The organism is Streptomyces sp. NPDC051207 (assembly GCF_040682395.1).
Lineage (GTDB): Bacteria > Actinomycetota > Actinomycetes > Streptomycetales > Streptomycetaceae > Streptomyces.
This window is the reverse complement of the sequence record NZ_JBFBAX010000017.1, coordinates 41,011-65,195: the sequence shown is the minus strand read 5'-3', so window position 1 is coordinate 65,195 and position 24,185 is coordinate 41,011. Positions and strand designations below refer to the sequence as shown.

At 72.6% G+C, this 24,185-nt stretch carries 26 protein-coding genes; 19 read left to right on the top strand and 7 right to left on the bottom strand.

All coding sequences use genetic code 11. The annotated features are described in order from the left end of the window. Positions 1-100: 100 nt before the first annotated feature. The 6 genes from AB0M97_RS18365 to AB0M97_RS18340 all read left to right on the top strand — a co-directional run bounded on the left by AB0M97_RS18365 (position 101) and on the right by AB0M97_RS18340 (position 4,615). Positions 101-523 carry a CBS domain-containing protein gene (locus AB0M97_RS18365; RefSeq protein WP_365961906.1) on the top strand — a complete coding sequence of 141 codons (423 nt, stop codon included), beginning with the start codon at positions 101-103 and terminating at the stop codon, positions 521-523. Between the two features lie 85 nt (positions 524-608). Next, the gene (locus AB0M97_RS18360; RefSeq protein WP_365961905.1) at positions 609-791 is read left to right on the top strand and encodes a hypothetical protein; all 183 of its coding nucleotides are present in this window, start codon (positions 609-611) and stop codon (positions 789-791) included. 105 nt (positions 792-896) lie between these two features. Continuing rightward, positions 897-1,964 (top strand): glucose-1-phosphate thymidylyltransferase, encoded by a 1,068-nt coding sequence (locus tag AB0M97_RS18355; RefSeq protein WP_365961904.1) that lies wholly within the window; start codon positions 897-899, stop codon positions 1,962-1,964. Then, positions 1,961-2,941, top strand: coding sequence for a dTDP-glucose 4,6-dehydratase (rfbB, locus tag AB0M97_RS18350; RefSeq protein ID WP_365961903.1), 981 nt, complete (start codon positions 1,961-1,963; stop codon positions 2,939-2,941). The genes AB0M97_RS18355 and rfbB overlap by 4 nt, the downstream gene beginning before the upstream one ends. Beyond that, entirely contained in the window at positions 2,938-3,825 is an 888-nt protein-coding gene (gene rfbD / locus AB0M97_RS18345; RefSeq protein ID WP_365961902.1) for a dTDP-4-dehydrorhamnose reductase, read from the top strand. Before rfbB ends, rfbD begins: the two co-directional genes overlap by 4 nt. Continuing rightward, entirely contained in the window at positions 3,812-4,615 is an 804-nt protein-coding gene (locus AB0M97_RS18340) for a class I SAM-dependent methyltransferase (RefSeq protein WP_365961900.1), read from the top strand. The genes rfbD and AB0M97_RS18340 overlap by 14 nt, the downstream gene beginning before the upstream one ends. Before the next feature lie 12 nt (positions 4,616-4,627). On the opposite strand, the gene rfbC is transcribed toward AB0M97_RS18340, so the two are convergent. Beyond that, entirely contained in the window at positions 4,628-5,236 is a 609-nt protein-coding gene (rfbC, locus tag AB0M97_RS18335; protein ID WP_365961899.1) for a dTDP-4-dehydrorhamnose 3,5-epimerase, read from the bottom strand. A gap of 1 nt (position 5,237) precedes the next feature. Next, positions 5,238-7,178, bottom strand: coding sequence for a glycosyltransferase family 2 protein (locus tag AB0M97_RS18330; protein ID WP_365961898.1), 1,941 nt, complete (start codon positions 7,176-7,178; stop codon positions 5,238-5,240). Between the two features lie 187 nt (positions 7,179-7,365). Here AB0M97_RS18330 and AB0M97_RS18325 point away from each other — a divergent pair, with 187 nt between their 5' ends. Beyond that, complete coding sequence (locus AB0M97_RS18325) at positions 7,366-7,872, top strand: metallophosphoesterase (protein ID WP_365961897.1); 507 nt, start codon at positions 7,366-7,368, stop codon at positions 7,870-7,872. A 136-nt stretch (positions 7,873-8,008) separates the two neighbouring features. After that, on the top strand, positions 8,009-9,988 hold the full coding sequence (locus AB0M97_RS18320) for a translation factor GTPase family protein (RefSeq protein WP_365961896.1): 1,980 nt from the start codon (positions 8,009-8,011) through the stop codon (positions 9,986-9,988). 33 nt (positions 9,989-10,021) lie between these two features. Here AB0M97_RS18320 and AB0M97_RS18315 read toward each other — a convergent pair whose 3' ends face one another. Continuing rightward, positions 10,022-11,272 (bottom strand): YncE family protein, encoded by a 1,251-nt coding sequence (locus AB0M97_RS18315; RefSeq protein ID WP_365961895.1) that lies wholly within the window; start codon positions 11,270-11,272, stop codon positions 10,022-10,024. A 186-nt stretch (positions 11,273-11,458) separates the two neighbouring features. Between AB0M97_RS18315 and AB0M97_RS18310 the strand changes: the two genes are divergently transcribed. Then, positions 11,459-11,761 carry a hypothetical protein gene (locus tag AB0M97_RS18310; RefSeq protein WP_365961894.1) on the top strand — a complete coding sequence of 101 codons (303 nt, stop codon included), beginning with the start codon at positions 11,459-11,461 and terminating at the stop codon, positions 11,759-11,761. 93 nt (positions 11,762-11,854) lie between these two features. Here the strand turns inward: AB0M97_RS18310 and AB0M97_RS18305 are convergent, their stop codons facing one another. Then, entirely contained in the window at positions 11,855-13,609 is a 1,755-nt protein-coding gene (locus AB0M97_RS18305; RefSeq protein ID WP_365961893.1) for an ABC transporter ATP-binding protein, read from the bottom strand. 170 nt (positions 13,610-13,779) lie between these two features. On the opposite strand from AB0M97_RS18305, the gene AB0M97_RS18300 reads away from it, so the two are divergent. From AB0M97_RS18300 to AB0M97_RS18270, 7 genes are all read left to right on the top strand, one after another. After that, positions 13,780-14,868 carry an S-(hydroxymethyl)mycothiol dehydrogenase gene (locus AB0M97_RS18300; protein ID WP_365961892.1) on the top strand — a complete coding sequence of 363 codons (1,089 nt, stop codon included), beginning with the start codon at positions 13,780-13,782 and terminating at the stop codon, positions 14,866-14,868. Then, positions 14,865-15,497 (top strand): MBL fold metallo-hydrolase, encoded by a 633-nt coding sequence (locus tag AB0M97_RS18295; protein WP_365961891.1) that lies wholly within the window; start codon positions 14,865-14,867, stop codon positions 15,495-15,497. Before AB0M97_RS18300 ends, AB0M97_RS18295 begins: the two co-directional genes overlap by 4 nt. 138 nt (positions 15,498-15,635) lie before the next feature. Further along, positions 15,636-16,550 carry an SDR family oxidoreductase gene (locus AB0M97_RS18290; RefSeq protein WP_365961890.1) on the top strand — a complete coding sequence of 305 codons (915 nt, stop codon included), beginning with the start codon at positions 15,636-15,638 and terminating at the stop codon, positions 16,548-16,550. A 67-nt stretch (positions 16,551-16,617) separates the two neighbouring features. Then, on the top strand, positions 16,618-17,412 hold the full coding sequence (locus AB0M97_RS18285) for an SDR family NAD(P)-dependent oxidoreductase (RefSeq protein WP_365961889.1): 795 nt from the start codon (positions 16,618-16,620) through the stop codon (positions 17,410-17,412). Between the two features lie 134 nt (positions 17,413-17,546). Beyond that, positions 17,547-18,242, top strand: coding sequence for a L,D-transpeptidase (locus AB0M97_RS18280; protein ID WP_365961888.1), 696 nt, complete (start codon positions 17,547-17,549; stop codon positions 18,240-18,242). 179 nt (positions 18,243-18,421) lie between these two features. Beyond that, entirely contained in the window at positions 18,422-18,607 is a 186-nt protein-coding gene (locus AB0M97_RS18275; RefSeq protein ID WP_365961887.1) for a hypothetical protein, read from the top strand. After that, a complete protein-coding gene (locus AB0M97_RS18270) occupies positions 18,608-18,922 on the top strand; it encodes a hypothetical protein (RefSeq protein ID WP_365961886.1) in 315 nt (104 codons plus the stop codon). 351 nt (positions 18,923-19,273) lie between these two features. Here AB0M97_RS18270 and AB0M97_RS18265 read toward each other — a convergent pair whose 3' ends face one another. Continuing rightward, positions 19,274-20,104 (bottom strand): SAM-dependent methyltransferase, encoded by an 831-nt coding sequence (locus AB0M97_RS18265; RefSeq protein ID WP_365961885.1) that lies wholly within the window; start codon positions 20,102-20,104, stop codon positions 19,274-19,276. A 171-nt stretch (positions 20,105-20,275) separates the two neighbouring features. Here AB0M97_RS18265 and AB0M97_RS18260 point away from each other — a divergent pair, with 171 nt between their 5' ends. After that, a complete protein-coding gene (locus tag AB0M97_RS18260) occupies positions 20,276-21,463 on the top strand; it encodes an aminotransferase class I/II-fold pyridoxal phosphate-dependent enzyme (RefSeq protein WP_365961884.1) in 1,188 nt (395 codons plus the stop codon). Between the two features lie 27 nt (positions 21,464-21,490). After that, positions 21,491-21,877: a PPOX class F420-dependent oxidoreductase gene (locus tag AB0M97_RS18255; protein WP_365961883.1), complete on the top strand. Its 387-nt coding sequence runs from the start codon at positions 21,491-21,493 to the stop codon at positions 21,875-21,877. 16 nt (positions 21,878-21,893) lie between these two features. Here the strand turns inward: AB0M97_RS18255 and AB0M97_RS18250 are convergent, their stop codons facing one another. Beyond that, on the bottom strand, positions 21,894-22,307 hold the full coding sequence (locus tag AB0M97_RS18250; protein ID WP_365961882.1) for a zinc ribbon domain-containing protein: 414 nt from the start codon (positions 22,305-22,307) through the stop codon (positions 21,894-21,896). 171 nt (positions 22,308-22,478) lie between these two features. Further along, positions 22,479-23,207, bottom strand: a complete 729-nt coding sequence (locus AB0M97_RS18245; protein WP_365961881.1) for a TetR family transcriptional regulator — start codon at positions 23,205-23,207, stop codon at positions 22,479-22,481. A 135-nt stretch (positions 23,208-23,342) separates the two neighbouring features. Here AB0M97_RS18245 and AB0M97_RS18240 point away from each other — a divergent pair, with 135 nt between their 5' ends. After that, the gene (locus tag AB0M97_RS18240; RefSeq protein WP_365961880.1) at positions 23,343-24,173 is read left to right on the top strand and encodes a hypothetical protein; all 831 of its coding nucleotides are present in this window, start codon (positions 23,343-23,345) and stop codon (positions 24,171-24,173) included. Positions 24,174-24,185 lie beyond the last annotated feature (12 nt).

The window sequence follows — 24,185 nt, the reverse complement described above, 5'->3', positions numbered from 1 at the left end:
GCGTACGGCACGATCCCGGGTACCCGCGTCCGTGACGGCCGCCACGGCGATCCCCCCGGTGATCGGACGGCCGGACGCGAAGCAGGACGGTGAGACACCCATGACGCAGCACGTGCGCGACATCATGACCGGCGCACCGGTGACCGTGGAACCGCAGGCGTCCGTCGCGGCGGTGGCCCGCACCATGCGCGACCAGGACCTCGGCGCCGTCCTCGTCACGGACGGCGACCGGCTGCGCGGCCTGGTCACCGACCGTGACCTGGGGGTGAGGTCCCTCGCCGAGGGCGGCGACCCGGAACGCACCAGCGTGGCGGGCGCCTGCAGCGACACCGAGCTGGTGACGGTGTCGCCGGACGACGATCTGGACCACGTGGTGGAGCTGATGCGGCGGCACACCGTGCGCCGCGTGCCCGTCGTCGAGGACGGCCGCCCGGTCGGGATCGTCTCCCTCGGCGACCTCGCCATGGAGCGCGACCCCGAGTCGGCGCTCGGCGACATCAGCGTGGCCCGGCCCAACACCTGAGGCGGGCCGCCCCGCACACCCGGGGACCCCAACACCCGCACCCCGCCCCACCAGATGACGGAAGCAGAAGGGAAGTCGAGGCGCCGTGATCGCCCAGTCGCAACCGAGGACAACCGTCGCACGCCGACCCGAGACCGGCTGGTCCAGGGCCCGCCGCCTGCGGGGCACGAACGCCCTGCGCACCTGGATTCCCGCCGTCGCCGACCGCGACACGGCACGCGGGACCGGCAGGGCCGCGGAGGGCAACATCGTGCTGGGCGAGGACTGATCCGGCGACGGCAACCAGCGCCACCAGGAATTCAGCCGAACGGTTCTCGCAGGAAACCGGCCGGCTCCCGGTACTTCACCCGGGATCGCGGCTAAGGTGAACCGAATGAAGGCTCTCGTACTGTCCGGTGGCGCCGGAACGCGATTGAGGCCGATCACGCACACGTCGGCCAAACAGCTCGTACCGGTCGCCAACAAGGCGGTGCTCTTCTACGGGCTGGAATCCATCGCCGAGGCGGGGATCACCGACGTCGGGATGATCGTCGGCGACACGGCCGCGGAGATCGAAGAAGCGGTCGGCGACGGATCGAAGTTCGGCCTGAAGATCACCTACATCCCCCAGGAACGCCCGCTCGGCCTGGCGCACGCCGTGCTGATCGCCCGTGAGTACCTGGGCGACGACGACTTCGTGATGTACCTCGGCGACAACTTCATCGTCGGCGGCATCACCGACCTCGTCGACGAGTTCCGCGCCCACCGCCCCGACGCGCAGATCCTCCTCACCCGCGTCGCCGACCCCCGTGCCTTCGGCGTCGCCGAGCTGGACGACGCCGGGCAGGTGATCGGTCTGGAGGAGAAGCCCGAGAACCCCAAGAGCGACCTCGCGCTGGTCGGCGTGTACCTGTTCACGCCCGTCATCCACGAGGCCGTGCGGGCCATCGAACCGTCCTGGCGCGGCGAACTGGAGATCACCCACGCCATCCAGCACCTGATCGACCGCAGGGCCGACGTGCGCTGCACGGTCATCCAGGGCTACTGGAAGGACACCGGCAACGTCGTCGACATGCTCGAGGTCAACCGCACGGTCCTGGAGGGCATGGACCGCCGCATCGACGGTGAGGTGGACGCCGGCTCCGAGACCATCGGACGGGTGATCGTCGAAGAGGGCGCGCGGATCGTCAACTCGCGCATCGTCGGCCCCGTCGTGATCGGCGCCGGAACCGTCGTCAGCGACTCCTACGTCGGCCCCTTCACCTCCATCGCGGAGAACTGCCGCATCACCGACAGCGAGGTGGAGTTCTCCATCGTGCTGCGGGACTCCTCGATCCACGGGGTGGGCCGGATCGAGTCCTCGCTGATCGGCCGGCACGTCGAAGTGACCCCGGCGCCCAGCGTGCCCAGCGCCCACCGTTTCGTCCTCGGCGACCACAGCAAGGTGCAGATTCACACATGAACCTCCTCGTCACCGGCGCCGCCGGCTTCATCGGCTCGCGCTACGTCCGCACCCTCCTCGACTCCGACGCGCCCGACGCGCCGCGGATCACCGTGCTGGACAAGCTCACCTACGCCGGCACCCTCGACAACCTCGAACTGGACCACCCCCGCCTGGAGTTCGTCCAGGGCGACATCCGCGACGCCGAACTGGTCGACAAGCTGATGGCGCAGGCGGACCAGGTGGTGCACTTCGCGGCCGAGTCCCACGTGGACCGCTCCATCCTCACCGCCGCCGACTTCGTCCTCACCAACGTCGTCGGCACCCAGACCCTCCTCGACGCCGCCCTGCGGCACCGCGTCGAGCCGTTCGTGCACGTCTCCACGGACGAGGTCTACGGCTCCATCGAGACCGGCTCGGCGACCGAGGAGTACCCCCTCAACCCCAGCTCCCCGTACTCCGCGTCGAAGGCCTCCTCCGACCTGTTCGCCCTGGCCTACCACCACACCCACGGCCTGGACGTGCGGGTCACCCGCTGCTCCAACAACTACGGCCCGCACCAGTTCCCCGAGAAGGTCATCCCCCTGTTCGTCACGAACCTCCTCGACGGCAAGAAGGTGCCGCTGTACGGCGACGGCTCGAACGTCCGCGACTGGCTGTACGTCGACGACCACTGCCTCGGCGTCGACCTGGTGCGCACCAAGGGCCGCCCCGGCGAGGTCTACAACATCGGCGGCGGCACCGAACTGACCAACAAGGAACTCACCGGCCTGCTCCTGGCGGCCTGCGGCGCCGACTGGGACAGCGTCGAGTACGTCACCGACCGCAAGGGCCACGACCTGCGCTACTCCGTGGACTGGAGCAAGGCCCGCGACGAACTCGGCTACCGCCCCCGGCACGACTTCGCCACCGGCCTGGAGGCGACCGTCGCCTGGTACCGCGACAACCGCGCCTGGTGGGAGCCGCTCAAGCGGCGCGTCGCCGAGGAGCGCGCATGAGGTGGCTGGTCACCGGCGCGGGCGGCATGCTCGGCCACGACGTCGTCGCCGAACTCACCGCACGCGGCGAGGACGTCACCGGCCTGGACCGCGCCGCCCTGGACATCACCCGCCCCGACGCCCTCGACGCCGCGCTCGCCGGGCACCGCCCCGATCTCGTCGTGAACTGCGCCGCGTACACCGCCGTGGACGACGCCGAGACCGACGAGGCACGGGCGCTGCTGGTCAACGGCGAGGGGCCGCGGCTGCTCGCCCGGGCCTGCGCCGCGCACGGCGCGCGGCTGATCCACGTCTCCACCGACTACGTCTTCTCCGGAGACACCCGCACCACCCCCTACCCGGAGGACCACCCGACCGCCCCGCGCACCGCCTACGGCCGCACCAAACTCGCCGGTGAACAGGCCGTCCTGGAGGAGCTGCCCGGGGCGTGCGCCGTCGTGCGCACCGCGTGGCTCTACGGCGTCCACGGCCGCAGCTTCGTCCGCACGATGATCGACCTGGAGGCCTCCCGGCCCACCGTCGACGTGGTGGACGACCAGCGCGGACAACCGACCTGGAGCGCGGACGTCGCCGCCCGCATCGCCGACCTCGGCCCCCGGCTGGACGGCGGGACGAGCGGCGTCTTCCACGCCACCAGCTCGGGCGAGGCGACCTGGTACGAACTGGCCCGGGAGGTGTTCCGCCTCATAGGCGCGGACCCGGACCGGGTGCGTCCGACCACCGGCGCGGCCTTCCCCCGGCCCGCGCCGCGCCCCGCCTACAGCGCGCTCGCGCACGGCCGCTGGCAGGAGATCGGCCTGCCCGCGCCGCGCGACTGGCGCGCCGCCCTGCATGAAGCACTGCCCAGGATCCGCAAGGAGAGTCCCCTTCGTGAAACGCCATGAGTTCCTCCGGGAACTGCACAAGGTCAGCGCCAACCGCAACTACCTGGAGATCGGCGTCAACGACGGCCGCAGCCTGCGTCTGTCCCGCGTGCCCAGCATCGCGGTCGACCCCGCCTTCAAGGTGGTGTCGGAGATCAAGTGCGACGTCCATCTGGTGAAGGCCACCAGTGACGACTTCTTCGCTCGCGACAACCCGCTGCAGCACCTCAAGGGCGGCCGTCACCCGCTGCGCAACCTGCGCCGCGGCCGCAGCCCCCTCGGACACTGGCGGCGCACCACGCTCGACCTGTCCTTCATCGACGGCATGCACCTGTTCGAGTTCGCGCTGCGCGACTTCATCAACATCGAGAAGCACTCGGACTGGGGCAGCGTCATCGTCTTCGACGACATGCTGCCGCGCAATGTCGACGAGGCGGCCCGTGACCGGCACACCGGCGCGTGGACCGGCGACGTCTACAAGATCATCGAGATTCTCTCCCGTCACCGGCCCGACCTGGTGACCGTGCAGGTCGACACCCAGCCGACCGGCCAGCTCGTGGTGTTCGGCGCCGACCCGACCAACACGGTGCTCAAGGACAAGTACGACGAGATCCTCGAGGAGTACCTCGTCCCCGACCCGCAGAAGGTGCCCGAGGCGATCCTGGAGCGGGTCGGGGCGGTGCCGCCGCAGGCGCTGCTGGAGGCGAACTTCTGGGGCCGTCTGGTGCGGGCCCGCAACATGGGCCTGCCGCGCTCCCGCGGCTGGGAGCCGCTGCGGCAGGCCCTGGAACAGGTCGGCGTCAGCCGCTGACCCGGCTGCTTCTCAGTCCTCGAGGGGCCTGCCGCGCAGGTGCGCATACCAGGTGCGGCAGGCCTCGTACGAGGGCAGCAGCCCGGTCCGCCGGGCCTCGGCCAGCGTCGGCGCCGCGGCGTCCTTCGGGGACAGCACCGGCGTGATCCCCTCGGGCCACTCGATGCCCAGCTCCGCGTCCAGCGGGTGCAGGCCGTGCTCGCGCTCGGGCGCGTAGCCGGTGGAGCACAGGTAGACCACGGTGGCGTCGTCGGTGAGCGCCAGGAACGCGTGCCCGAGCCCTTCCGCGAGGAACACCGCGTGCCGTGTGTGGTCGTCCAGCCGCACGGCCTCCCACCGCCCGAAGTCCGGGGAGCCGACCCGGATGTCGATCACCACGTCCAGCACGGCCCCGCGTACGCACGTGACGTACTTGGCCTGCCCGGGCGGCACGTCGGCGAAGTGCACCCCGCGCAGCACGCCACGGCGGGACACCGAGCAGTTGGCCTGCATCAGGCCCAGGTCGTATCCGGTGGCCTCGCGGAACTCCTCGCCCCGGTACCACTCGTGGAAGCTGCCCCGGTCGTCGGGGAAGACCTTCGGCTCCAGGACCCAGGCGCCTTCGATCCCCAGCGGTCGCATGTCACACCCTCCCGGCCTTGACGCGGGCCACCATTCTGCCGCGCGCGGCACGCAGCACGCGCCGTGCCTTGCGCGCCAGCCGCAGCAGCAGGCCGGGGCGCGGCGGCGCCACCGTCTCGACCCCTCCGGGCCCGACACGCACGGCGAGCGGCAGCCGGTGGTAGCGGCGCTGGGCGGCGTCCGGGGCGAGACACACCGCGATCCGCCACAGCGCCCCGCCCGCCAGCTCGTCGGCGGGCAGTTCGGCCTCGACGACCGCGCCCTCGGCGGTGGGAGCGACGGTGCCGGCCACCTCCAGGGAGCGCCCCGGGCAGGCGAGCAGCAGCGGCACGTCGGCGGGCGCGGGCACGTGCAGCGCGACGGCGGCGGTCAGCCGTCCGCCGGCCACGCCGACCCGCGCCCGGTTAAGGCCGAGCCACTTGCCGCCCGCGCCCACGTCCAGCGAGAGGTTGCGGTGCGGCTCCGTCCAGTACGGCCGGACGGCACGGCCGCCGACGAGGGCCGCCGGACCGGCGGCGGGCCCGGGACTGGCCGCGCGGGACACGGGGCCGAGGCGGACCTCCTTGGTCCAGCCGCCGAGCTTCACCCGGGCCACCGCGTCCCACACCCCGTCGTCGGGCAGGGCCGCCGGGTCGACGGTCGCCGTCGCCCTCAGCTGGAGCCGCACCCGGCCGTCCTCGCCGGCCGGCACGGACTCGCGGGTGAACGTCACGGGCTGGAAGTACTGGGCGGCACTCGAGCGTTCCTTCAGCAGCAGGTCGGCGGTGGCCTGCCCGAACCGGGCGGCGGTCTGGGCGCCCACCCACGCGATCGCGTCCCCGACGTCCTTCGGCGTGTCCTCCAGCGCCGCGGACTCGGCCCGCGCGGGGAACGTCATCGGCTCGCGCCCGCACGCGTATTCGGCGGTGAACGACACGCGCAGCGCGCCGTCGCGCCACTCGATCGTGCCGGGCACCGTCAAGGGCTTGACGGTGGCCTCCCACTGGGCGAACGCCACGACGTCGTCGTACCGGTCGGCCGCCGCCAGCGCCGCCACCACCTGCTGCGTCGGCTGCAGCCCGACGGCGACACCGGGACCGAAGCGTTCGACGACGACCTGGTGGATCTCCCGGAACAGCTCCCTGCGGTAGTCGTCGGGCAGCTTCAAGAAGCGCCGGGCGCGCAGCCGCTCGACCATCTCCACGCGCAGCCAGCGCCGGAACAGCCGGTCGCGCACCGGGCCCGGCTCGGTGTACTTCTCCACGACGTCGAGGGCCTCGCGGAGGTTCTTGAAGTAGCCGACGGGGTCGAACCGTTCGAAGCCCGCGTTGGAGCCGTCGTCGCGCCTGAGGTGGTAGTAGCAGACGTAGTCGCTGAGCACCGAGACGTTGTCCGCGCGCAGGTACGCCTCGGTGACGAAGACGTGGTCCTCCAGGCGCCGCCGGCCTTCCGGGAAGCGCAGGCCGGTGCGCTCCAGGAAGGCGCGGCGGATCATCTTGTGCGGGGTCAGACTGTCGATCAGCGGCGCGCTCTCGACGGTGGCGCGCGGGTGGTTGCGGCGGAACAGCTCCACCGGCACACCGCGGCCCTGACCGGCCATCTTGCCGACGATCACATCGGCGCCGTTGGCGACGCCGTAGTCGTACATCCGCTCCAGGGCCTCGTCGCCGAGGTAGTCGTCGTTGTCGACGAACATCACGAACTCGCCCCGCGCGGCGTCGATTCCGACGTTGCGCGGCTTGCCCGACCAGCCGGAGTTCTCCTGGTGGATGACCCGCATCCGGGGGTCCTCGGCGGCGAGCGCGTCGAGCCGGGTGGGGGTGGCGTCGGTGGAGCCGTCGTCGACGAAGATCACTTCGTACTCGTCGGGCGGCAGGGATTGCCTCTGCAACGAGCTGATGCAGTCCTCGATGTACGTGCCCGGATTGTAGACCGGGACGATGACGCTGACCTTGACCGGCATCGGGCTTCGGGCCCCCCTGGGTAGCTTGCCGAAAACATGCGGGTTTGGTGCGGTGGCCTGAATGCTAACCCCAACAGGCGTTGTCCTTATGGATCACCGGGGCCGACGCCGGTGTCGTCGTCGCGCCGTCCGGGTCCACGCGCAGCGGTCCTCCGGGAACGGGTGCCCCGGCGGCTACGCTGTGCACGTGCGCCTGCTGCTCATGTCGGACACTCATCTTCCCAAACGTGCCAGGGAACTGCCCGCGCCGCTGCTGGCCGAGCTGCCGCACGCCGACGTCGTGTTCCACGCCGGGGACTGGGTCGACACCGCCACCCTCGACCTGCTGGAGAGCCGTTGCCGCAGGCTGGTCGGCGTGTACGGCAACAACGACGGACCCGCGTTGCGCGCCCGGCTGCCCGAGATCGCGTACACCGAGCTGGACGGCCTGCGCTTCGGCACCGTCCACGAGACGGGACCCGCACAGGGCCGGGAGGCCCGCTGCGCGGCGCGCTTCCCCGACCTCGACGTCCTCGTCTTCGGCCACAGCCACATCCCCTGGGACACCACCGCCCCCAACGGGCTGCGGCTGCTGAACCCCGGCTCCCCGACCGACCGCCGCCGCCAGCCCCACTGCACGTACATGACCGCCACGATCACCGCCGGCCGTCTGACGGACGTGGAACTGCACCGGCTGCCGCGCCGCCAGGCGTAAATCGGTTGAGTCCCCGGCCGGGGTCTGCTGCACTGCACGGACCCCGACAACGCCGGTTCGAAGGAGCGAGAAATGCGCGGATCGTTCATGTCCCCCCAGGAAGGAACACCCCACTCTCCGAAGGACATGACGCTTCGTGCACTTGCTCAACCTGGGAATCCTCGCGCACGTCGACGCGGGTAAGACGAGCCTGACCGAACGGCTGCTGCACACCGTCGGCGCGATCGACGAGATCGGCAGCGTCGACGCCGGCAACACCCGGACCGACACCCTCGCGCTGGAGCGCCGACGCGGCATCACCATCAAGTCCGCCGTCGTCTCCTTCCCGCTCGACGGCCGGACGGTCAACCTCATCGACACCCCCGGCCACCCGGACTTCATCGCCGAGGTGGAACGGGTGCTCGGCGTCCTCGACGGCGTCGTGCTGGTCGTCTCCGCCGTCGAGGGCGTGCAGGCGCAGACCCGCGTCCTGATGCGGACCCTGCGCCGGCTGCGCATCCCGACGCTGATCTTCGTCAACAAGATCGACCGGCGCGGGGCGCGCCGCGACGAGGTGCTGCGAGCCATCGGCGACCGCCTCACCCCGGCGATCGTGCCGATGGGCACCACCAGCGGCCTCGGCACCCGCGCCGCCCGCTTCACGCCCGGCCTGGGCCCGGCCGCGCTGGACGTCCTCGCCGGCCACGACGACGCCCTGCTGTCGGCGTACCTGGACGACCCCGGCCTGGGCGCCCAGGACGACCGGCTCCGCGCCGCCCTCGCCGGCCAGACCCGGCGCGCCCTGGTCCATCCGGTGTACTTCGGCTCGGCCATCACGGGCGCCGGCACCGACGCGCTGCTGTCCGGCGTCAGGGACCTGCTGCCCACCGCCGACGGCGACCCCGGCGGGCCCGTCTGCGGCACCGTCTTCAAGGTGGAGCGGGGCCCGGCGGGGGAGAAGGTGGCGTACGCGCGGATGTTCTCCGGCACGCTCCGCGTCCGCGACCGGGTGCCGTACGGCGACGCCCGGAGCGAGGGCCGGGTCACCGCGATCAGCGTCTTCGACAACGGCACGGACGTGCGCGCCGACGCCGTACCGGCCGGGCGCATCGCCAGGCTGTGGGGCCTGACGGACATCCGGATCGGCGACGCCGTCGGCGTACCCCGCGCGGGAGGGGAACGCTTCTTCGCCCCACCCACCCTGGAGACCGTCGTCGTCCCCGCACCGGGCACCGACCGGCGCGCCCTCCACCTGGCGCTCACCCAGCTCGCCGAGCAGGACCCGCTGATCGACCTGCGCCACGACGAGGTGCGGCAGGAGACGTCCGTGTCCCTGTACGGCGAGGTGCAGAAGGAGGTCGTGCAGGCCACGCTCGCCGACGAGTACGGACTGGACGTCACCTTCCGCGAGACCACCCCGCTGTGCATCGAGCGGCCGGCCGGCACCGGAGCGGCCGTGGAGTTCAACAAGAAGGACGCCAACCCGTTCCTCGCCACGGTCGGGCTGCGCGTCGACCCGGCGCCCGCCGGCTCGGGCGTGGACTTCCGCCTGGAGGTGGAGCTCGGCGCCATGCCGTACGCCTTCTTCAAGGCCGTCGAGGACAGCGTGCGCGAGACCCTCGGGCAGGGCCTGTACGGCTGGCAGGTCACCGACTGCGCGGTCACCATGACGCACAGCGGCTACTCGCCCCGGCAGAGCCACGCCCACCAGGGCTTCGACAAGAGCATGTCCAGCACCGGCGCCGACTTCCGCGGGCTCACCCCGCTCGTGCTGATCGAGGCGCTGCGCCGCGCCGGAACCGTGGTGCACGAGCCGCTGCACCGCTTCCGCCTGGAGGCCCCGGTGGACACGCTCGGCGCCCTGCTGCCGGTGCTGGCCGCGCTCGGCGCCGTACCGCAGACGACCGCCGCGCGCGGGGACACCGGGGTGCTCGATGGCACGGTGCCCGCAGCGCGGGTGCACGAGCTGGAGCAGCGGCTGCCGGGGCTGACCCGCGGCGAGGGCGAGCTGGAGAGCGCGTTCGAGGCGTACGCGCCCGTCACCCACGGCCCGGTGCCGCGGCGCCCGCCCACCGACCACAACCCGCTGAACCGCAAGGAATACCTGCTGAACGTGACACGCCGGGTGGGCGGCTGACACCGCCCGCCCGCCCGGCGCGGCTTCCCGCCGTCAGCCGCCGGCCGGTCCCGTCCAGTCACGCGGGACGTGGCCGAGGCGCACCCGCTGCGGATGGTCGCCGACGGGCACGGTCGCCGTCTTCTCGCCGGTGGCGAAGTCGATGGCCGTGACCCGGTCGGCGCCGCTCTCGGAGACGACGCAGCTTCGGCCGTCACCGCTGACCGTCGCCCAGTAGGGCTTGGACACGGTGACGAGCGGGCCCTCCTGGAGGGTGGCCCGGTCCACGACCGTGGCGTAGTCGTCCATGGTGCCCGCGACGCACAGCTTCGTGCCGTCCGGGCTCATCGAGATGCCGTGGTGGCGCGAGTCGTTGACCCAGGTGGTGCGGTCCTCGTCGGTCGCCGGGTTCTTCGGCAGCGTCTTCACGCGGGTGATGCGGTCGGACGCCAGGTCGTACTCCAGGAAGCCGTTGAAGAAGGACACCTGGAAGTACACCTTCGACTCGTCGGGCGAGAACACGGCCGGGCGGACGGCGTCGGAGTGTCCCTCCAGACCCGCCGCGTCGAGCCGCTCCCGCATGTCCACGACCCTGACCTGCCGGTACGTCGTCGCGTCCACGACCGTGATGCGCCGGTCGCCCTTCGTCCAGTCCAGCCACGGGGCGTCCAGGGAGGTGTTCACCTCGCCGATGGACATGTTCCACAGGTGTCTGCCGTCCTTGCTGAAGATGTTCTCGTGCGGCTTGTCGCCCGTGGCGAACTCCCCGAGCTGCCGGCCCGTGGTGATGTCCAGGACGTGCACGGTGTTCGCGGTCGAGGCGGAGACGGCGACCCGCGTGCCGTCCGGGGAGAGCGCCATGTGGTCGGAGCGGTAACCGTCCACGGCGAACCGCCAGTTGACGCGCCCGGTGGCGAGGTCGAGGGAGACGACGTCGGCGAAGCTCGGCCGGGACACCACGACCGACTTTCCGTCCGGCGTGGAGTACATGTCGTCGACGTACTGGTCGTGGCCCTCGCCGACGCTGTTGCGGATGGCCGTGAAGTAGATCCACCTCACGGGGTCGGCCCTGATCTCCGCGAGCCGCTGCTCCTTGTCCGGTACGACGTCGATCCGGCCGACCCTGGCGAGGTCCCCGGTGGACTCGACGACGTCGGCGGTGCCCTCCCAGTTGTTGCCGACGAACAGCACCTCGCGCAGGGCGGCGGTGTCGTGCGGGGCGGCACCGGCGGTCGCCGGGACACCGGCGATCAGGGTGAGGGCGGCTGCCACGGAGCACAGGTGCCCGGGTCTGAAGGCAGGCAAGGGCTGCTCCCTTCTCGGGACGCGAAAGCTGAACACGCCTCAGTTTCAACTTACTGAAAAGTAAGGAGTGTTGGCGCCGCACCACAAGACCGCGTACGCGACGACTTTCCCGGCCGGGCTCCGCCTGTCGGGTGAGTGCGGCCCCGCGCCCGTGTCCGGGGACGGCCCGCCGGCGTTGCGGAAAGCATGATTGCAACACGACGTATCGTCGCCGCCGTCGGTCTCGCCGCCGGGCTCGCCGGCCTTGCCGCGCAGCCGGCGAGCGCGGCCGACGGGGCGGCCCGTGACACCGGCCGGCCGAACCCGATCACGATGCTCGACTCGCTGGTGGTCATGGACCTCCCCGAGGAGCACAAGGACGCGATCCCGCGGCCCTCCGCACAGCTCACCCAGCTGAAGAAGGCGAACGAGCTGAACCGTCTGAACGAGCTGTACCAGGTCGTCGGCCTCGTCTCCCCGGTCCTCGGCCTGGTGCCCGCCGTCGGCTAGCGACCGCGGCACCCGCCCGTGAGGGGCCGCCCGGCCGACGGGTGGCCCCTCACGCATGCCCGGCCCGCCGCCCCTGCCGACCGCGCTCCGACGTCAGCCCGGCGTCGCCAGGAACTGCGTGGCCGCCAGCTCCGCGTACAGCGGGTCCGCCGTCACCAGCTCGGTGTGCGTGCCGACGGCCCGGACCCGGCCCGCGTCCAGGACGACGATCCGGTCGGCCGTCGTCACCGTGGACAGCCGGTGCGCGACCACCAGCACCGTCGTCGCACGGGCCACGTCGGCGACCGTGTCCCGCAGCGCCGCCTCGTTCACCGCGTCCAGCTGCGAGGTGGCCTCGTCGAGCAGCAGCAGGCGGGGCCGGCGCAGCAGGGCACGGGCGATGGCGACCCGCTGGCGCTCCCCGCCCGACAGCCGGGTGCCGCGGTGCCCCACGAGCGTGTCGAGGCCGTTCGGCAGCCGCTCGACCAGCCCGTCCAGGCGGGTCGTCTTCACCACGCGCGCCACGGCGTCGTCGTCCGCCTCCGGATTGCCCAGCAGCAGGTTGTCCTTCAGGGAACCCGACAGGACCGGCGCGTCCTGCTCCACGTAGCCGATGGCCGCCCGCAGTTCGGACAGCTCCCAGTCGGCGACGTCCCGCCCGTCCAGCGTGATCACGCCCGAGTCGGGGTCGTAGAACCGCTCGACGAGCGAGAACACGGTCGTCTTGCCCGCGCCGGACGGGCCCACGAACGCCGTCATGCCGCGTGCCGGCACCGCGAACGTCACCCCGTGGTGGACGTACGGAAGATCGTCGGCGTACCGGAAGCGGACGTCCGTGAAGGCGACCGACGCGGGCTCGGCGCCGGGGGCGGGCAGCGGCGCGGGCCGGGCGGCCGGCTCGGCGGGCAGCCGCAGCGCCTCCTGGATGCGGGCCAGCGCGGCGGAACCGGTCTGGTACTGCGTGATCGCCCCGACCACCTGCTGGATCGGCGACATCAGGTAGAACACGTACAGCAGGAACGCCACCAGCGTGGCGACGTCGGTCGCGCCCGTGGCGACGCGCGCGCCGCCCACCGCGAGCACCGTGATGAACGCGCACTGCATCGCGAGGCCCGCCGTGTTGCCCGCCGCCGCCGACCACTTGGCGGCCCGCACGCTCTGCCGCCACGACTCCTCCGCCGCCGCGTGCAGGGTGCGCTCCTCGCGGTCCTCCGCGCCCGACGCCTTCACCGTGCGCAGCGCGCCCAGGATCCGCTCCAGGGAGGCCCCCATCACGCCGACCGCGTCCTGCGCCTGCCGGCTCGCCCGGTTGATGCGCGGCACGATCACGCCGAGGATCGTGCCCGCCAGCAGGATCACCGCCAGCGTGACGCCCAGCAGCACCGGCTCCACCAGGCCCATCATGACCACGGTCGCCACCAGCGTGAGCCCGCCCGTGCCCAGGCCCACCAGCGAGTCGGTGGTGACCTCGCGCAGCAGGGTGGTGTCGGAGGTGATGCGCGACATCAGGTCGCCCGGCTCGGTCCGGTCCACCGCCGCCACCCGCAGCCGCAGCAGATACGACGACAGGGCGCGCCGCGCGCCGAGCACCACCGACTCCGCCGTGCGCCGCAGCACGTACGAACCCAGCGCCCCCAGCGCCGCGTTGGCGACCACCAGCGCCGACATGAGCAGCAACGCCCCGGTGATGGCCCGGTCCCGCGACAGATCGGTGATCAACTCCCGTGCCACCAGCGGCAGTGCGAGCCCCGTGGCGCCCGTGACCAGCGACAGCAGGGCGCCCGCGAGCAGGGCCCAGCGGTGCGGTCTGACATAGCCGAGGAGCAGCCGCCACGTCGGCGTGCCGGTGTCCGTCTCTGCTGTGCTCACGGCTCTCCTGGGGAGTCGGGGGGCGGGCCCTCAGGCTACGTGGGCAGGCCCCCGCCGGCCCCGGGGTTTTCCTGGCCGGGGAACCGCTCGGCGCCCTGTCGGTACGTGCCGCTACCGATCGGTCACGCGTAGGCTCGAAGGACCGACGGACCGACGAAGGGGCCGGCACCATGGCGCAGGACGTACGCGGCGTGATCGCACCGGGCAGGGACGAGCCGGTACGCATCGAGACCGTCGTGGTGCCCGACCCGGGGCCGGGCGAGGCCGTGGTGCGGGTGCAGGCCTGCGGGGTGTGCCACACCGACCTGCACTACAAGCAGGGCGGCATCAGCGACGACTTCCCGTTCCTGCTGGGGCACGAGGCTGCGGGCGTGGTCGAGTCGGTCGGCGAGGGCGTCACGGACATCGCGCCCGGCGACTTCGTGATCCTCAACTGGCGTGCCGTGTGCGGCGCGTGCCGGGCCTGTCTGCGGGGCAGGCCGTGGTACTGCTTCGACACGCACAACGCCCGGCAGCGGATGACGCTCGCCTCGACGGGGCAGGAGCTGTCCCCGGCGCTGGGGATCGGGGCGTTCGCGGAGAAGACGCTGGTGGCCGCCGGGCAGTGCACCAAGGTCGACCCGGCGGTGGCGCCGCAGGTGGCGGGCCTGCTGGGCTGCGGGGTGATGGCGGGCATCGGCGCGGCGATCAACACGGGCGGCGTCGGCCGGGGCGACACGGTCGCCGTCATCGGCTGCGGCGGGGTCGGAGACGCGGCGATCGCCGGATCACGCCTCGCGGGCGCGGCGAGGATCATCGGCGTGGACATCGACGACCGCAAGCTGGAGACGGCCCGCGCGATGGGTGCCACGCACACGGTCAACTCCCGTGACACGGACCCGGTGGAGGCGATCCGCGAGCTGACCGGGGGGTTCGGCGCGGACGTGGTGATCGAGGCGGTCGGGTGTCCGGAGACGTACCGGCAGGCCTTCTACGCCCGGGACCTGGCCGGGACGGTGGTACTGGTGGGCGTGCCGACCCCGGAGATGAAGCTGGAACTGCCGCTGCTGGACGTGTTCGGGCGGGGCGGCGCGCTGAAGTCGTCGTGGTACGGGGACTGCCTGCCGTCCCGTGACTTCCCGATGCTCGTCGACCTCCATCTCCAGGGCCGCCTGGACCTCGCTGCGTTCGTCACCGAGACGATCCGGCTGGACGAGGTGGAGAAGGCGTTCGGGCGGATGCACGCGGGTGACGTCCTGCGTTCGGTGGTGACACTGTGACGGCCGCCCGCATCGAACGCGTCGTCACCTCCGGGCAGTTCACGCTCGACGGCGGCACCTGGGACGTCGAGAACAACGTCTGGCTCGTCGGCGACGACCGTGAGGTGATCGTCATCGACGCCGCCCACGACGCCGACGCCATCATCGAGGCGGTCGGCGACCGCCGCCTGACCGCCGTCGTGTGCACCCACGCCCACAACGACCACGTCAACGCCGCGCCCGCACTCGCCGACCGCACCGGCGCCACCGTCTGGCTGCACCCCGACGACCTGCCGCTGTGGAAGCTGACCCACCCCGGCCGTCTGCCCGACGCCCACCTGGCCGACGGGCAGGTCATCGAGGCCGCCGGCGCCGACCTCACCGTGCTGCACACCCCCGGACACGCGCCCGGCGCGGTCTGCCTCCACGACCCGGGCCTGGGCGCCGTGTTCACCGGCGACACCCTCTTCCGGGGCGGCCCCGGCGCCACCGGCCGCTCCTACTCCCACTTCCCGACCATCATCGACTCGATCCGCGACCGGCTGCTCACCCTGCCGCCCGGGACGAACGTCCTCACCGGCCACGGCGACGCGACCACCATCGGCGCCGAGGCACCGCACATCGAGGAATGGATCGCGCGCGGGCACTGACCCCACCGGCCGGGCGACGCGTCCGGAAAGGCGACAGGAGATGTCCGGCTTACCCGCCATCCTCGGACGACGAAGGTCACCGCAGGCGGCGGTCGCCCGCCGACGGGCGACCGCCACACCGGATACGGGAGGTCGGACATGTCACTGCCGCTGAAGGACAAGGTCGCGCTGGTCGCCGGGGCGACACGCGGCGCCGGACGGGGGATCGCGGCCGAACTGGGCGCGGCCGGTGCCACGGTGTACGTCACCGGCCGTACCACGCGCGAGCGGCGCTCCGAGTACGACCGCCCCGAGACCATCGAGGACACCGCCGACCTCGTCACCGCGGCCGGCGGGCACGGCATCGCCGTACCCACCGACCACCTCGAAGCCGGGCAGGTCCGCGCCCTCGTGGACCGCATCGCCGACGAGCAGGGCCGGCTCGACGTCCTCGTCAACGACATCTGGGGCGGCGAGCACCTCTTCCAGTGGGACACCCCCGTCTGGGAGCACGACCTCGACAAGGGACTGCGGCTGCTCCGCCTCGCCGTGGAGACGCACGCGATCACCAGCCACCACGCGCTGCCCCTGCTGCTGCGCAGCCCCGGCGGACTGGTCGTCGAAGTCACCGACGGCACCGCCGAGTACAACCGCGACACCTACCGCGTGAACTTCTTCTACGACCTCGCCAAGGCGTCCGTGCTGCGCATGGCCTTCGCCCTCGGCCACGAACTCGGCCCGCGCGGCGCCACCGCCGTCGCGCTCACACCGGGCTGGCTGCGCTCGGAGATCATGCTGGAGACCTTCGGCGTGCGGGAGGACAACTGGCGCGACGCCCTGGAGCGCGTCCCGCACTTCGCCATCTCCGAGACCCCGCACTACGTCGGCCGCGCCGTGGCGGCCCTCGCCGCCGACCCGGAGGTGGCGCGCTGGAACGGCAGGTCGCTGTCCAGCGGCGGGCTCGCCCAGGAGTACGGGTTCACGGACCTCGACGGCAGCCGCCCCGACGCCTGGCGCTACCTGGTCGAGGTCCAGGACGCGGGCCGGCCGGCGGACACCACCGGGTACCGCTGAGGACCGCTGGAAGCCACCCGCTGCCGGCCCTCTGCCGTTCGGATCACCGGGCCAGTACCGTCGGCCCATGACCGACACGACACGCTTTGCAGGCCACGGAGTTCTCGTCACCGGCGCCGCCCGCGGGATCGGCGCCGCCACCGCGCGGCGGTTCGCCGAGGAGGGGGCGCGGGTGCTGGTGACCGACGTGGACCTGAGCGCGGCCGAGAAGACCGCGAACGGGCTGCGCGAACACGGCCTGGCCGCCGAGGCGTTCCCCTGCGACGTGGCCGACCGGGATTCCGTCGAGGCGGCCGTCGCCCGCGCCGTCGAGACCTTCGGCACGCTCGACGTCCTGGTCAACAACGCCTACCACTGCACCCGCGACGCCCCGCGCTTCGAGGACGAGCCCGACGAGACGTGGGCGCGCGACCTCGACCTCACCCTGACCGGTGCCTACCGCTGCTGCCGCGCCGCCCTGCCGCACCTGGCCGCCTCCGGGCGCGGCGCGATCGTTTCCATCGGCTCGGTCAACGGGCTGCAGGACTTCGGCAACCACGCCTACAGCGCCGCCAAGGCCGGCCTCGCCTCCCTCACCCGCACCCTCGCCGGGCACGCCGCCGCCCGGGGTGTCCGTGTCAACCTGGTGGTGCCCGGCACGGTGCGCACCACGGCGTGGGAGGGGCGCGACGCCCAGCTGGAGGCGGTCCGCGAGCTGTATCCGCTGGGCCGGGTCGGCGAACCCGACGACATCGCCGCCGCCGTCGCCTTCCTCGCCTCCCGCGACGCGGCCTGGATCACCGGCGCGTCCCTGTGTGTCGACGGCGGGCTCACCGCCGTCAACACCGGGTTCCGCGCGGCCGTCGAGCGGGCCGGGGAGTGAGGTCGCGGCCGCGCAGTGTCACCGTTTCGTACCGGCCCCCGCGCGACCACAACCGAGGGCGCCGAACTCCGGTCTAGTTGGCAGATGTCGCAGACAGACGCTGCGAGCACTCCGCGCGAAAGGAATGACCAGTCATGGGGGACACACGCAGACGAGCAGTCGTGGCCGTCGGGGTGACCGCGCTGGTGGCACCGCTCACACTGGCGCTCGGCACCGCGCCAGCGCAGGCCGCGAGCTGCACCACGACGGCCGGCCCGTACCAGAAGCAGGTGGAGAAGTTCCTGGGCCGGCCGGTCGACGGCAAGCAGTCCACGGCCGACTGCCAGGCGATCCAGGCATTCCAGAACAAGCACGGCATCCGTCCCAACATCGGCTATGCCGGGCCCATCACCTGGGGCGTGATGGACCTGATGCTGAAGCAGCGGGCCGTCGGGACGAACCCCAACAAGAACGGCGCGTGCCCGGTGAACAAGGGCCGCATAGCCTGCGTGAACCTCACCCTCCAGCTGAGCTGGATCCAGGACGGCAGCAGGCTCGTGTACGGCCCGGTCCCGGTCCGCACCGGACGCGACGGCTACGAGACCCGCACCGGCCTGAAGAAGATCTACTGGCGCAACATCGACCACGTCTCGACCATTTATGACGTGCCGATGCCGTACAGCCAGTTCTTCGACGGCGGGCAGGCCTTCCACCAGGCGGGCCTCAGCATGTGGAACCCGCCGGGCTCGCACGGCTGCGTCAACATGACCACCACCGCCGCCAAGAAGTACTGGTCGCTGCTGAAGAACGGCGACGACGTGTACGTGTACGGCCGCAAGCCGGGCACCTGACCGGCACCCGGCCCGTCCGGCGCCCGGCCGGGGACGGCGGGGCGCCGGACGGGTGTGAACTCCCCGGTCGCGGCGGGGAACTGCCTCTCCGGGCGGCCCGGGCGGACGTGAGCAGGGACACGGTCCGGTATGCACCTTTTGCGGGTGCTTACTCACGTCGCCTTCACCTCTGGCGCCGTATGCTTCACAGCATGTCCACCACTGTTGAACCTACCTCCGAGCGATCGGCTGACGAGGTCAACGAGGAGATCCGGGCCCTGTGGCTCAGGTCGGGCGGGACACTCAGCGTCGAACAGCGCGAGGAGTACCAGCGCCTCGTCCTGGAATGGGCCTCCGCGGCCCCGCAGCGGGTGTCCGCGGCCTGAGTGCCGCAGTCGCCCCCGCGCATCGCATCCTCGTCCCTGGGCACTCCGTCACCCGATGGTGCCCTCCTCGCACTGGCCCCGGCCGTCTGTTACGGCGTCGTCGACTTCGTCGGCGGCCTGCTGTCCGGACGTGTCTCCTGCACGGCCGTCACCTTCCTCGGTCAGGTGGGCGGGCTCCTGCTCGCCTGTCTGGCCGCCCTCCTCGTGCCGGCCGGCGCCGCGCGCCCCGCGGACCTGATGTGGGGCGCGCTGCCCGGCGTCGACAGCGGCACCGCCTGGCCGGCCCTCGACCGGGGCTGGGCCGGGGCGCCATGAGCGTCGTCGTGCCGGTGAGCGCCGTCACAGGCGTCGTCCTGTCCGTGCTCTGCGGGGGTTTCCTGCTTGGCGGCCGGCCCGGCGCCCTCGCCTGGGCGGGCATCGCTGTCACGGTGCCCGCGCTGTGGCCGGCACCCGGTGGCTCCGCCGGACCGCGCCGAGGCCGCCGACGGGTTGCTCGCCGGCGCGGGCGTCGCCTGCCTGGCCCTGCTGGACGAGCACCTCACCCGGTGGGGGGCCGGCCGGCGCCGTGGCGGCCACCGTCCCGCTCACGCCCGGCCGACCGGCCCCACGTCGACCGCCGCGGGGCCCGTCCGAAGCCGACACGGCCCGGCTCGTTCAGCGTTCCGCTCAGCCCTTGCGGCCCACTCCGCAGTACATGGCCACCTCGGCCGGCTCGGGACCGTCCTCGGGCTCCGGACGCCAGCGGGAGCAGGACACGACCCCCGGCTCCAGCAGCTCCAGGCCGTCGAAGAAGCGGGCGACGTCCTCGGGCGTGCGCTGGGTCAGCTTCGGAGTGCCGTGCTCGTTCCAGAACGTGACCGCCTCGTCCACGTCGGGCATCGACGGGCTGGTGATGGTGTGCGACAGCACCAGGTGGCTGCCCGGCGGCAGCGCGTCGACCAGCCGCCGCACCACGCCGTAGGGGTCCTCGTCGTCCCGCAGGAAGATGACCACGCCCAGCAGCATCAGCCCGACGGGCTGCGTGAAGTCCAGGGTCCGCGCCGCGTGTTCGAGGATCGCGTCGACGTTGCGCAGGTCCTCGTCGAGATAGTCGGTGCGGCCCTCGGGGGAGCTGGTGAGCAGCGCGCGGGCGTGGGTGAGCACCAGCGGGTCGTTGTCGACGTAGACGATCCGGGAGTCCGGCGCGATGCGCTGGGCGACCTCGTGCGTGTTGTCGGCGGTGGGCAGCCCGGTGCCGATGTCGAGGAACTGGCGGATGCCCGCCTCGGCGACGAGGTGACGCACCGCCCTGCCGAGGAACAGCCGGTCGGCGCGGGCGTACTCACCGATGCCCGGGTGCAGTTGGCGTATCTGGTCGCCGGCCGCACGGTCGACCTCGTAGTTGTCCTTGCCGTCGAGCCAGTAGTTCCAGATGCGGGCCGTGTGCGGCTGCGAGGTGTTGATGCGGTCGAGCAGCGGCCGCTGGGCGTGCTGCTCGGCCGGCGGGTTCTCGGTCACGGGAACTCCCGGGGTGGTGACGTGCGCGGACAAACAGCAATTTAGACCCCCGAGTTGATCTCTGACGAGTCTTCGGCGTCTTCCGTCACCCGCCACCGGCGCCCCGCCCGCCCCGTCCGGCGGCCCGCACGCGTGATTCCGCGCCACCGCCACGGTCCCTATCGTGTGTTCATGACCAGGACCCCGCACGAGATGTCCGGTGAACCCAATCCGCTGTGCGCGCTCGGCCTGGACGACCTCCGGCGCCGTACGAGCATGAAGTGGCGCACCTACCCGGACGACGTGCTGCCGCTGTGGGTGGCCGAGATGGACGTGCCGCTCGCCGAACCGGCCGTCCGCGCCGTCGCCGACGCCCTCGCGCTCGGCGACACCGGCTACCCGGCCGGGACGGCCTACGCCGAGGCCCTGGCCGGGTTCGCCGAGAAGCGGTGGGGCTGGGAGGGGATCGCTGTGGAGCGCACCGCGATCGTGCCCGACGTGATGCTCGGCGTGGTCGAGATGCTGAAGCTGGTCACCGGACCCGGCGACCCGGTCGTTGTCAACCCGCCCGTGTACCCGCCGTTCTTCCCGTTCGTGGAGCACATGGACCGCAGGGTCGTGGAGGCGCCGCTCGGGGCGGACGGACGGCTCGACGCCGCCGCCCTGGAGGAGGCCTTCGCGGCGGCCGTCGCCCACGGGGGCCGGGCGGCCTACCTGTTGTGCAGCCCGCACAACCCGACCGGCACCGTGCACACCGCCGCCGAGCTGGCCGCCGTCGCCGCTCTCGCCGAGCGGTACGGCGTCCGCGTCGTCGCCGACGAGATCCACGCCCCGCTCGTCACGGCCGGGCCCGGTTTCGTGCCGTACCTGAGCGTGCCGGGTGCCGAGCGCGGCCTGTCGCTGATGTCGGCGTCCAAGGGGTGGAACCTGGCCGGTCTGAAGGCCGCCCTCGCCGTCGCCGGACCCGGCGCGGCGGCCGATCTCGCCCGGCTGCCCGAGGAGGTGAGCCACGGCCCGAGCCACGTCGGCGTCCTCGCCCACACGGCGGCCCTGCGGGACGGCACCGCGTGGCTGGACGCCCTGCTGGCCGGGCTGGACGCCAACCGGCGGCTGCTCGCCGGGCTGCTGGCCGCGCACCTGCCCGCCGTCGCCCATCGTCCCGGCGAGGCGACCTGCCTCGCCTGGCTGGACTGCCGTGCCCTCGGCCTCGGCGACGACCCGGCGGAGGTGTTCCTGCGCCGCGGCAAAGTGGCCCTCAGCTCGGGGCTGCCCTTCGGCACCGGCGGCGCGGGCCACGTACGCCTCAACCTGGCCACGTCGCCCGGCATCCTCACGGAGGCGGTGCGGCGCATGGCGGCGGCGGCCGAGGGGGAGTCGTGAGCGGGCCACCCCCCTAGACTGCCCGCCATGGACGACGCGTTGCTCGACCGGCTCGCTGCCGGGAAGTACCTGCTCCTCACCAGCTACCGCAAGAACGGCACCCCGGTGGCCACGCCGGTGTGGGCGGTGCGCGACGGCGACGCGCTCGGCGTGTGGACGGCCGCCGATTCGTGGAAGGTGAAGCGGATCCGGGCCCGCGCCGACGTCCTCGCGGGCCCCTGCGACCTGCGCGGCAACCCGACCGGCGAGCAGCACCCGGCCACCGCCGAGATCGTGGACGACGCCACGGTCGCCCGCTACCGGCAACTGATCGCCCGCAAGTACGGGCTCGTCGGCCGCCTCAGCCTGTTCGGCAGCAGGCTGCGCCGCGGACTGAAGGGCACCGTCGGCATCCGGGTCACCCTGACCGGCTGACCCGCGGCGGGCCCCGTCAGGTCCAGGCGCGGTACGGCTCGTCGACGAGCTGGAAGACCGGCTCGCCCCGCACCGGGTCCTTGGCGGTGGACAGCCGTACCCGGTCCCCGCTGTGGATGCCGATGGGCGGGCCCATCACCCGGCCGCGCACCACGAAGCCCTCGCTCATCTCGATCAGCGACACATTGCGCGCGGCGGGCGTGTTGCGGTGCACCACCGTGGAGTGGCGGACCGTGCCGGTGCCCGCGCTGCGCTCCGTGCGCAGGTCGCTGCCGCGGCACACCGGGCACAGCAGCCGGTGGTACATGGCGGTGCCGCACCAGGCGCAGCGCTGGAAGAGGATCGCGTCCTTGTCCGGGGCCTCGGGTGCGAGGACGCCCGTCGCGGAGCCGGCTGCCTGCTGAGTGGCGTTTCCTGAGTGGTGGTACACGCTGTCAACTCCCTGCACTCGCCGGAATCCCGCGTGCGCGGACAGCCGGGCACGCGCGTGCCCGGTTCGCCGTGCCACCGTGCACAGCCACAGGGTATGGCACTGAGTGTCACTCGTAAAGGCACTCGGTACCCCATATTCGCCGGGGATCGGCCCTGTGCGAAGCGCCGCTCAGTCCCCGGCGAGCGTGGTCTCGATCTCCTGGACGACCCGCCACAGCGGCGCCCCGCGCCGGGAGACCACGATCACCACGTCCTCGGGCCGCTCGTCGGCGGGCGGCGCGGCCGGAGCGCCGAACGCGGACCGCACGTACCCCACCGCGTGGTCGAACGCGGCACTCGCGTCCCCCTGGCCGTCCGAACGCAGCCAGGACCGCAGGGCGTTGTTGTGCGCCGCCACGACCGCCGCCGCGATCACGTCCGCCTGGAGCGTGCCGTCCCGCCGGCCGGCGAACCGCCCGCGCAGGTACTCGGCGAGGGCGCGCTCGTACCGCCACACCACCGACAGCTCGTACGCGCGCAGCCCGGGCACCCGCTTGGTGAGGCGGTAGCGCTGCACCGAGAAGGACGGGTTCTCGGCGTACATGCCCAGCACCAGCCGGGCCGCCTCGCAGACCCGCGCCACCGGCTCGTCCTCGTGGCCGCCGGACGCGAGGAACGCCGTCATGTCCGCCAGGCACCGCTCGTGGTCGGGGAAGACCACGTCCTCCTTGGAGGGGAAGTAGCGGAAGAACGACCGGCGTCCGACTCCGGCGAGCGCCACGATGTCGTCCACCGTGGTCTGCTCGTAGCCGCGCTCCAGGAACAGCTGGAAGGCCGCCGCGACCAGCGCGTCCCGCATGGGCGGCTTCCCGGCCGCCGCCTTCTCGCCGCGGCGGGGCGCCGCACTGCTGGAGCTCATGAACGGGAACGTAGCACCTGCCCGGCCCCGATGGCACTCAGTGCTGCCCTGTGAGGGAACTCAGTACCTTCGGTGAGGCCATGACGGCGGACCGGGTCGCATACGATCTCCCCAGTCACCGCCGAGGAGCCCCGCATGCCGCACGCCCGCCCCCGCCTCCTGTACGTCACCGACCTGGCCTATCCGGCCCGCGGGCGCCGCTACTGCGACGAGGACATCTTCCTCACCGCCCGCCTGCGCGAGGACTTCGGCCTCGCCCTGTGCCACCCACGGGACGCCGTCGCCCTCATGGACGCCTTCGACGCCGTGGTCGTGCGCAACAGCGGGCCCGTGCTCGACCACCAGGAGGCGTACGCCGCGTTCCGCGCGCGTGCGGCCGAGCGCGGTACCCGCGTCTACAACCAGCTCTCCGGGCGCGCCGACATGGCCGGCAAGCAGTACCTGCTCGACCTGACCGCCGCGGGACACCCCGTCATCCCCACCGTCGACCGCGCCGAGGACCTCGACCGGCTGCCCGCGGCGGACCAGTACGTCGTCAAGCCCAAGCTGGGCGCCGACTCCATCGGCCTGCGGATCGTCCCCGCCGACCGCGTGCGGGACGAGGTGCGCGGCGAGGTCCTCGTGCAGCCGCGCGTCGACTTCGCCTACGAGGTCTCGTTCTACTACGTTGACCACGACTTCCAGTACGCCCTGTACGCGCCGGATCCTGGCCGGCGCTGGGAGCTGCGGCCCTACGAAGCGACCGCGGCGGACCTGGAGTTCGCGCGCCGCTTCATCGACTGGAACGGCATCGACCACGGCATCCAGCGGGTCGACGCCTGCCGCGCGCCCGACGGCGAACTGCTGCTGGTCGAGCTGGAGGACCTCAACCCGTACCTGTCCCTGGACGCCCTCGACGACACCCGGCGGGACGCCTTCGTCGCCGCGCTGCGGGCCTCCCTGCACCGCTTCCTCGCGGCGGGCTGACTGCGCACCCCG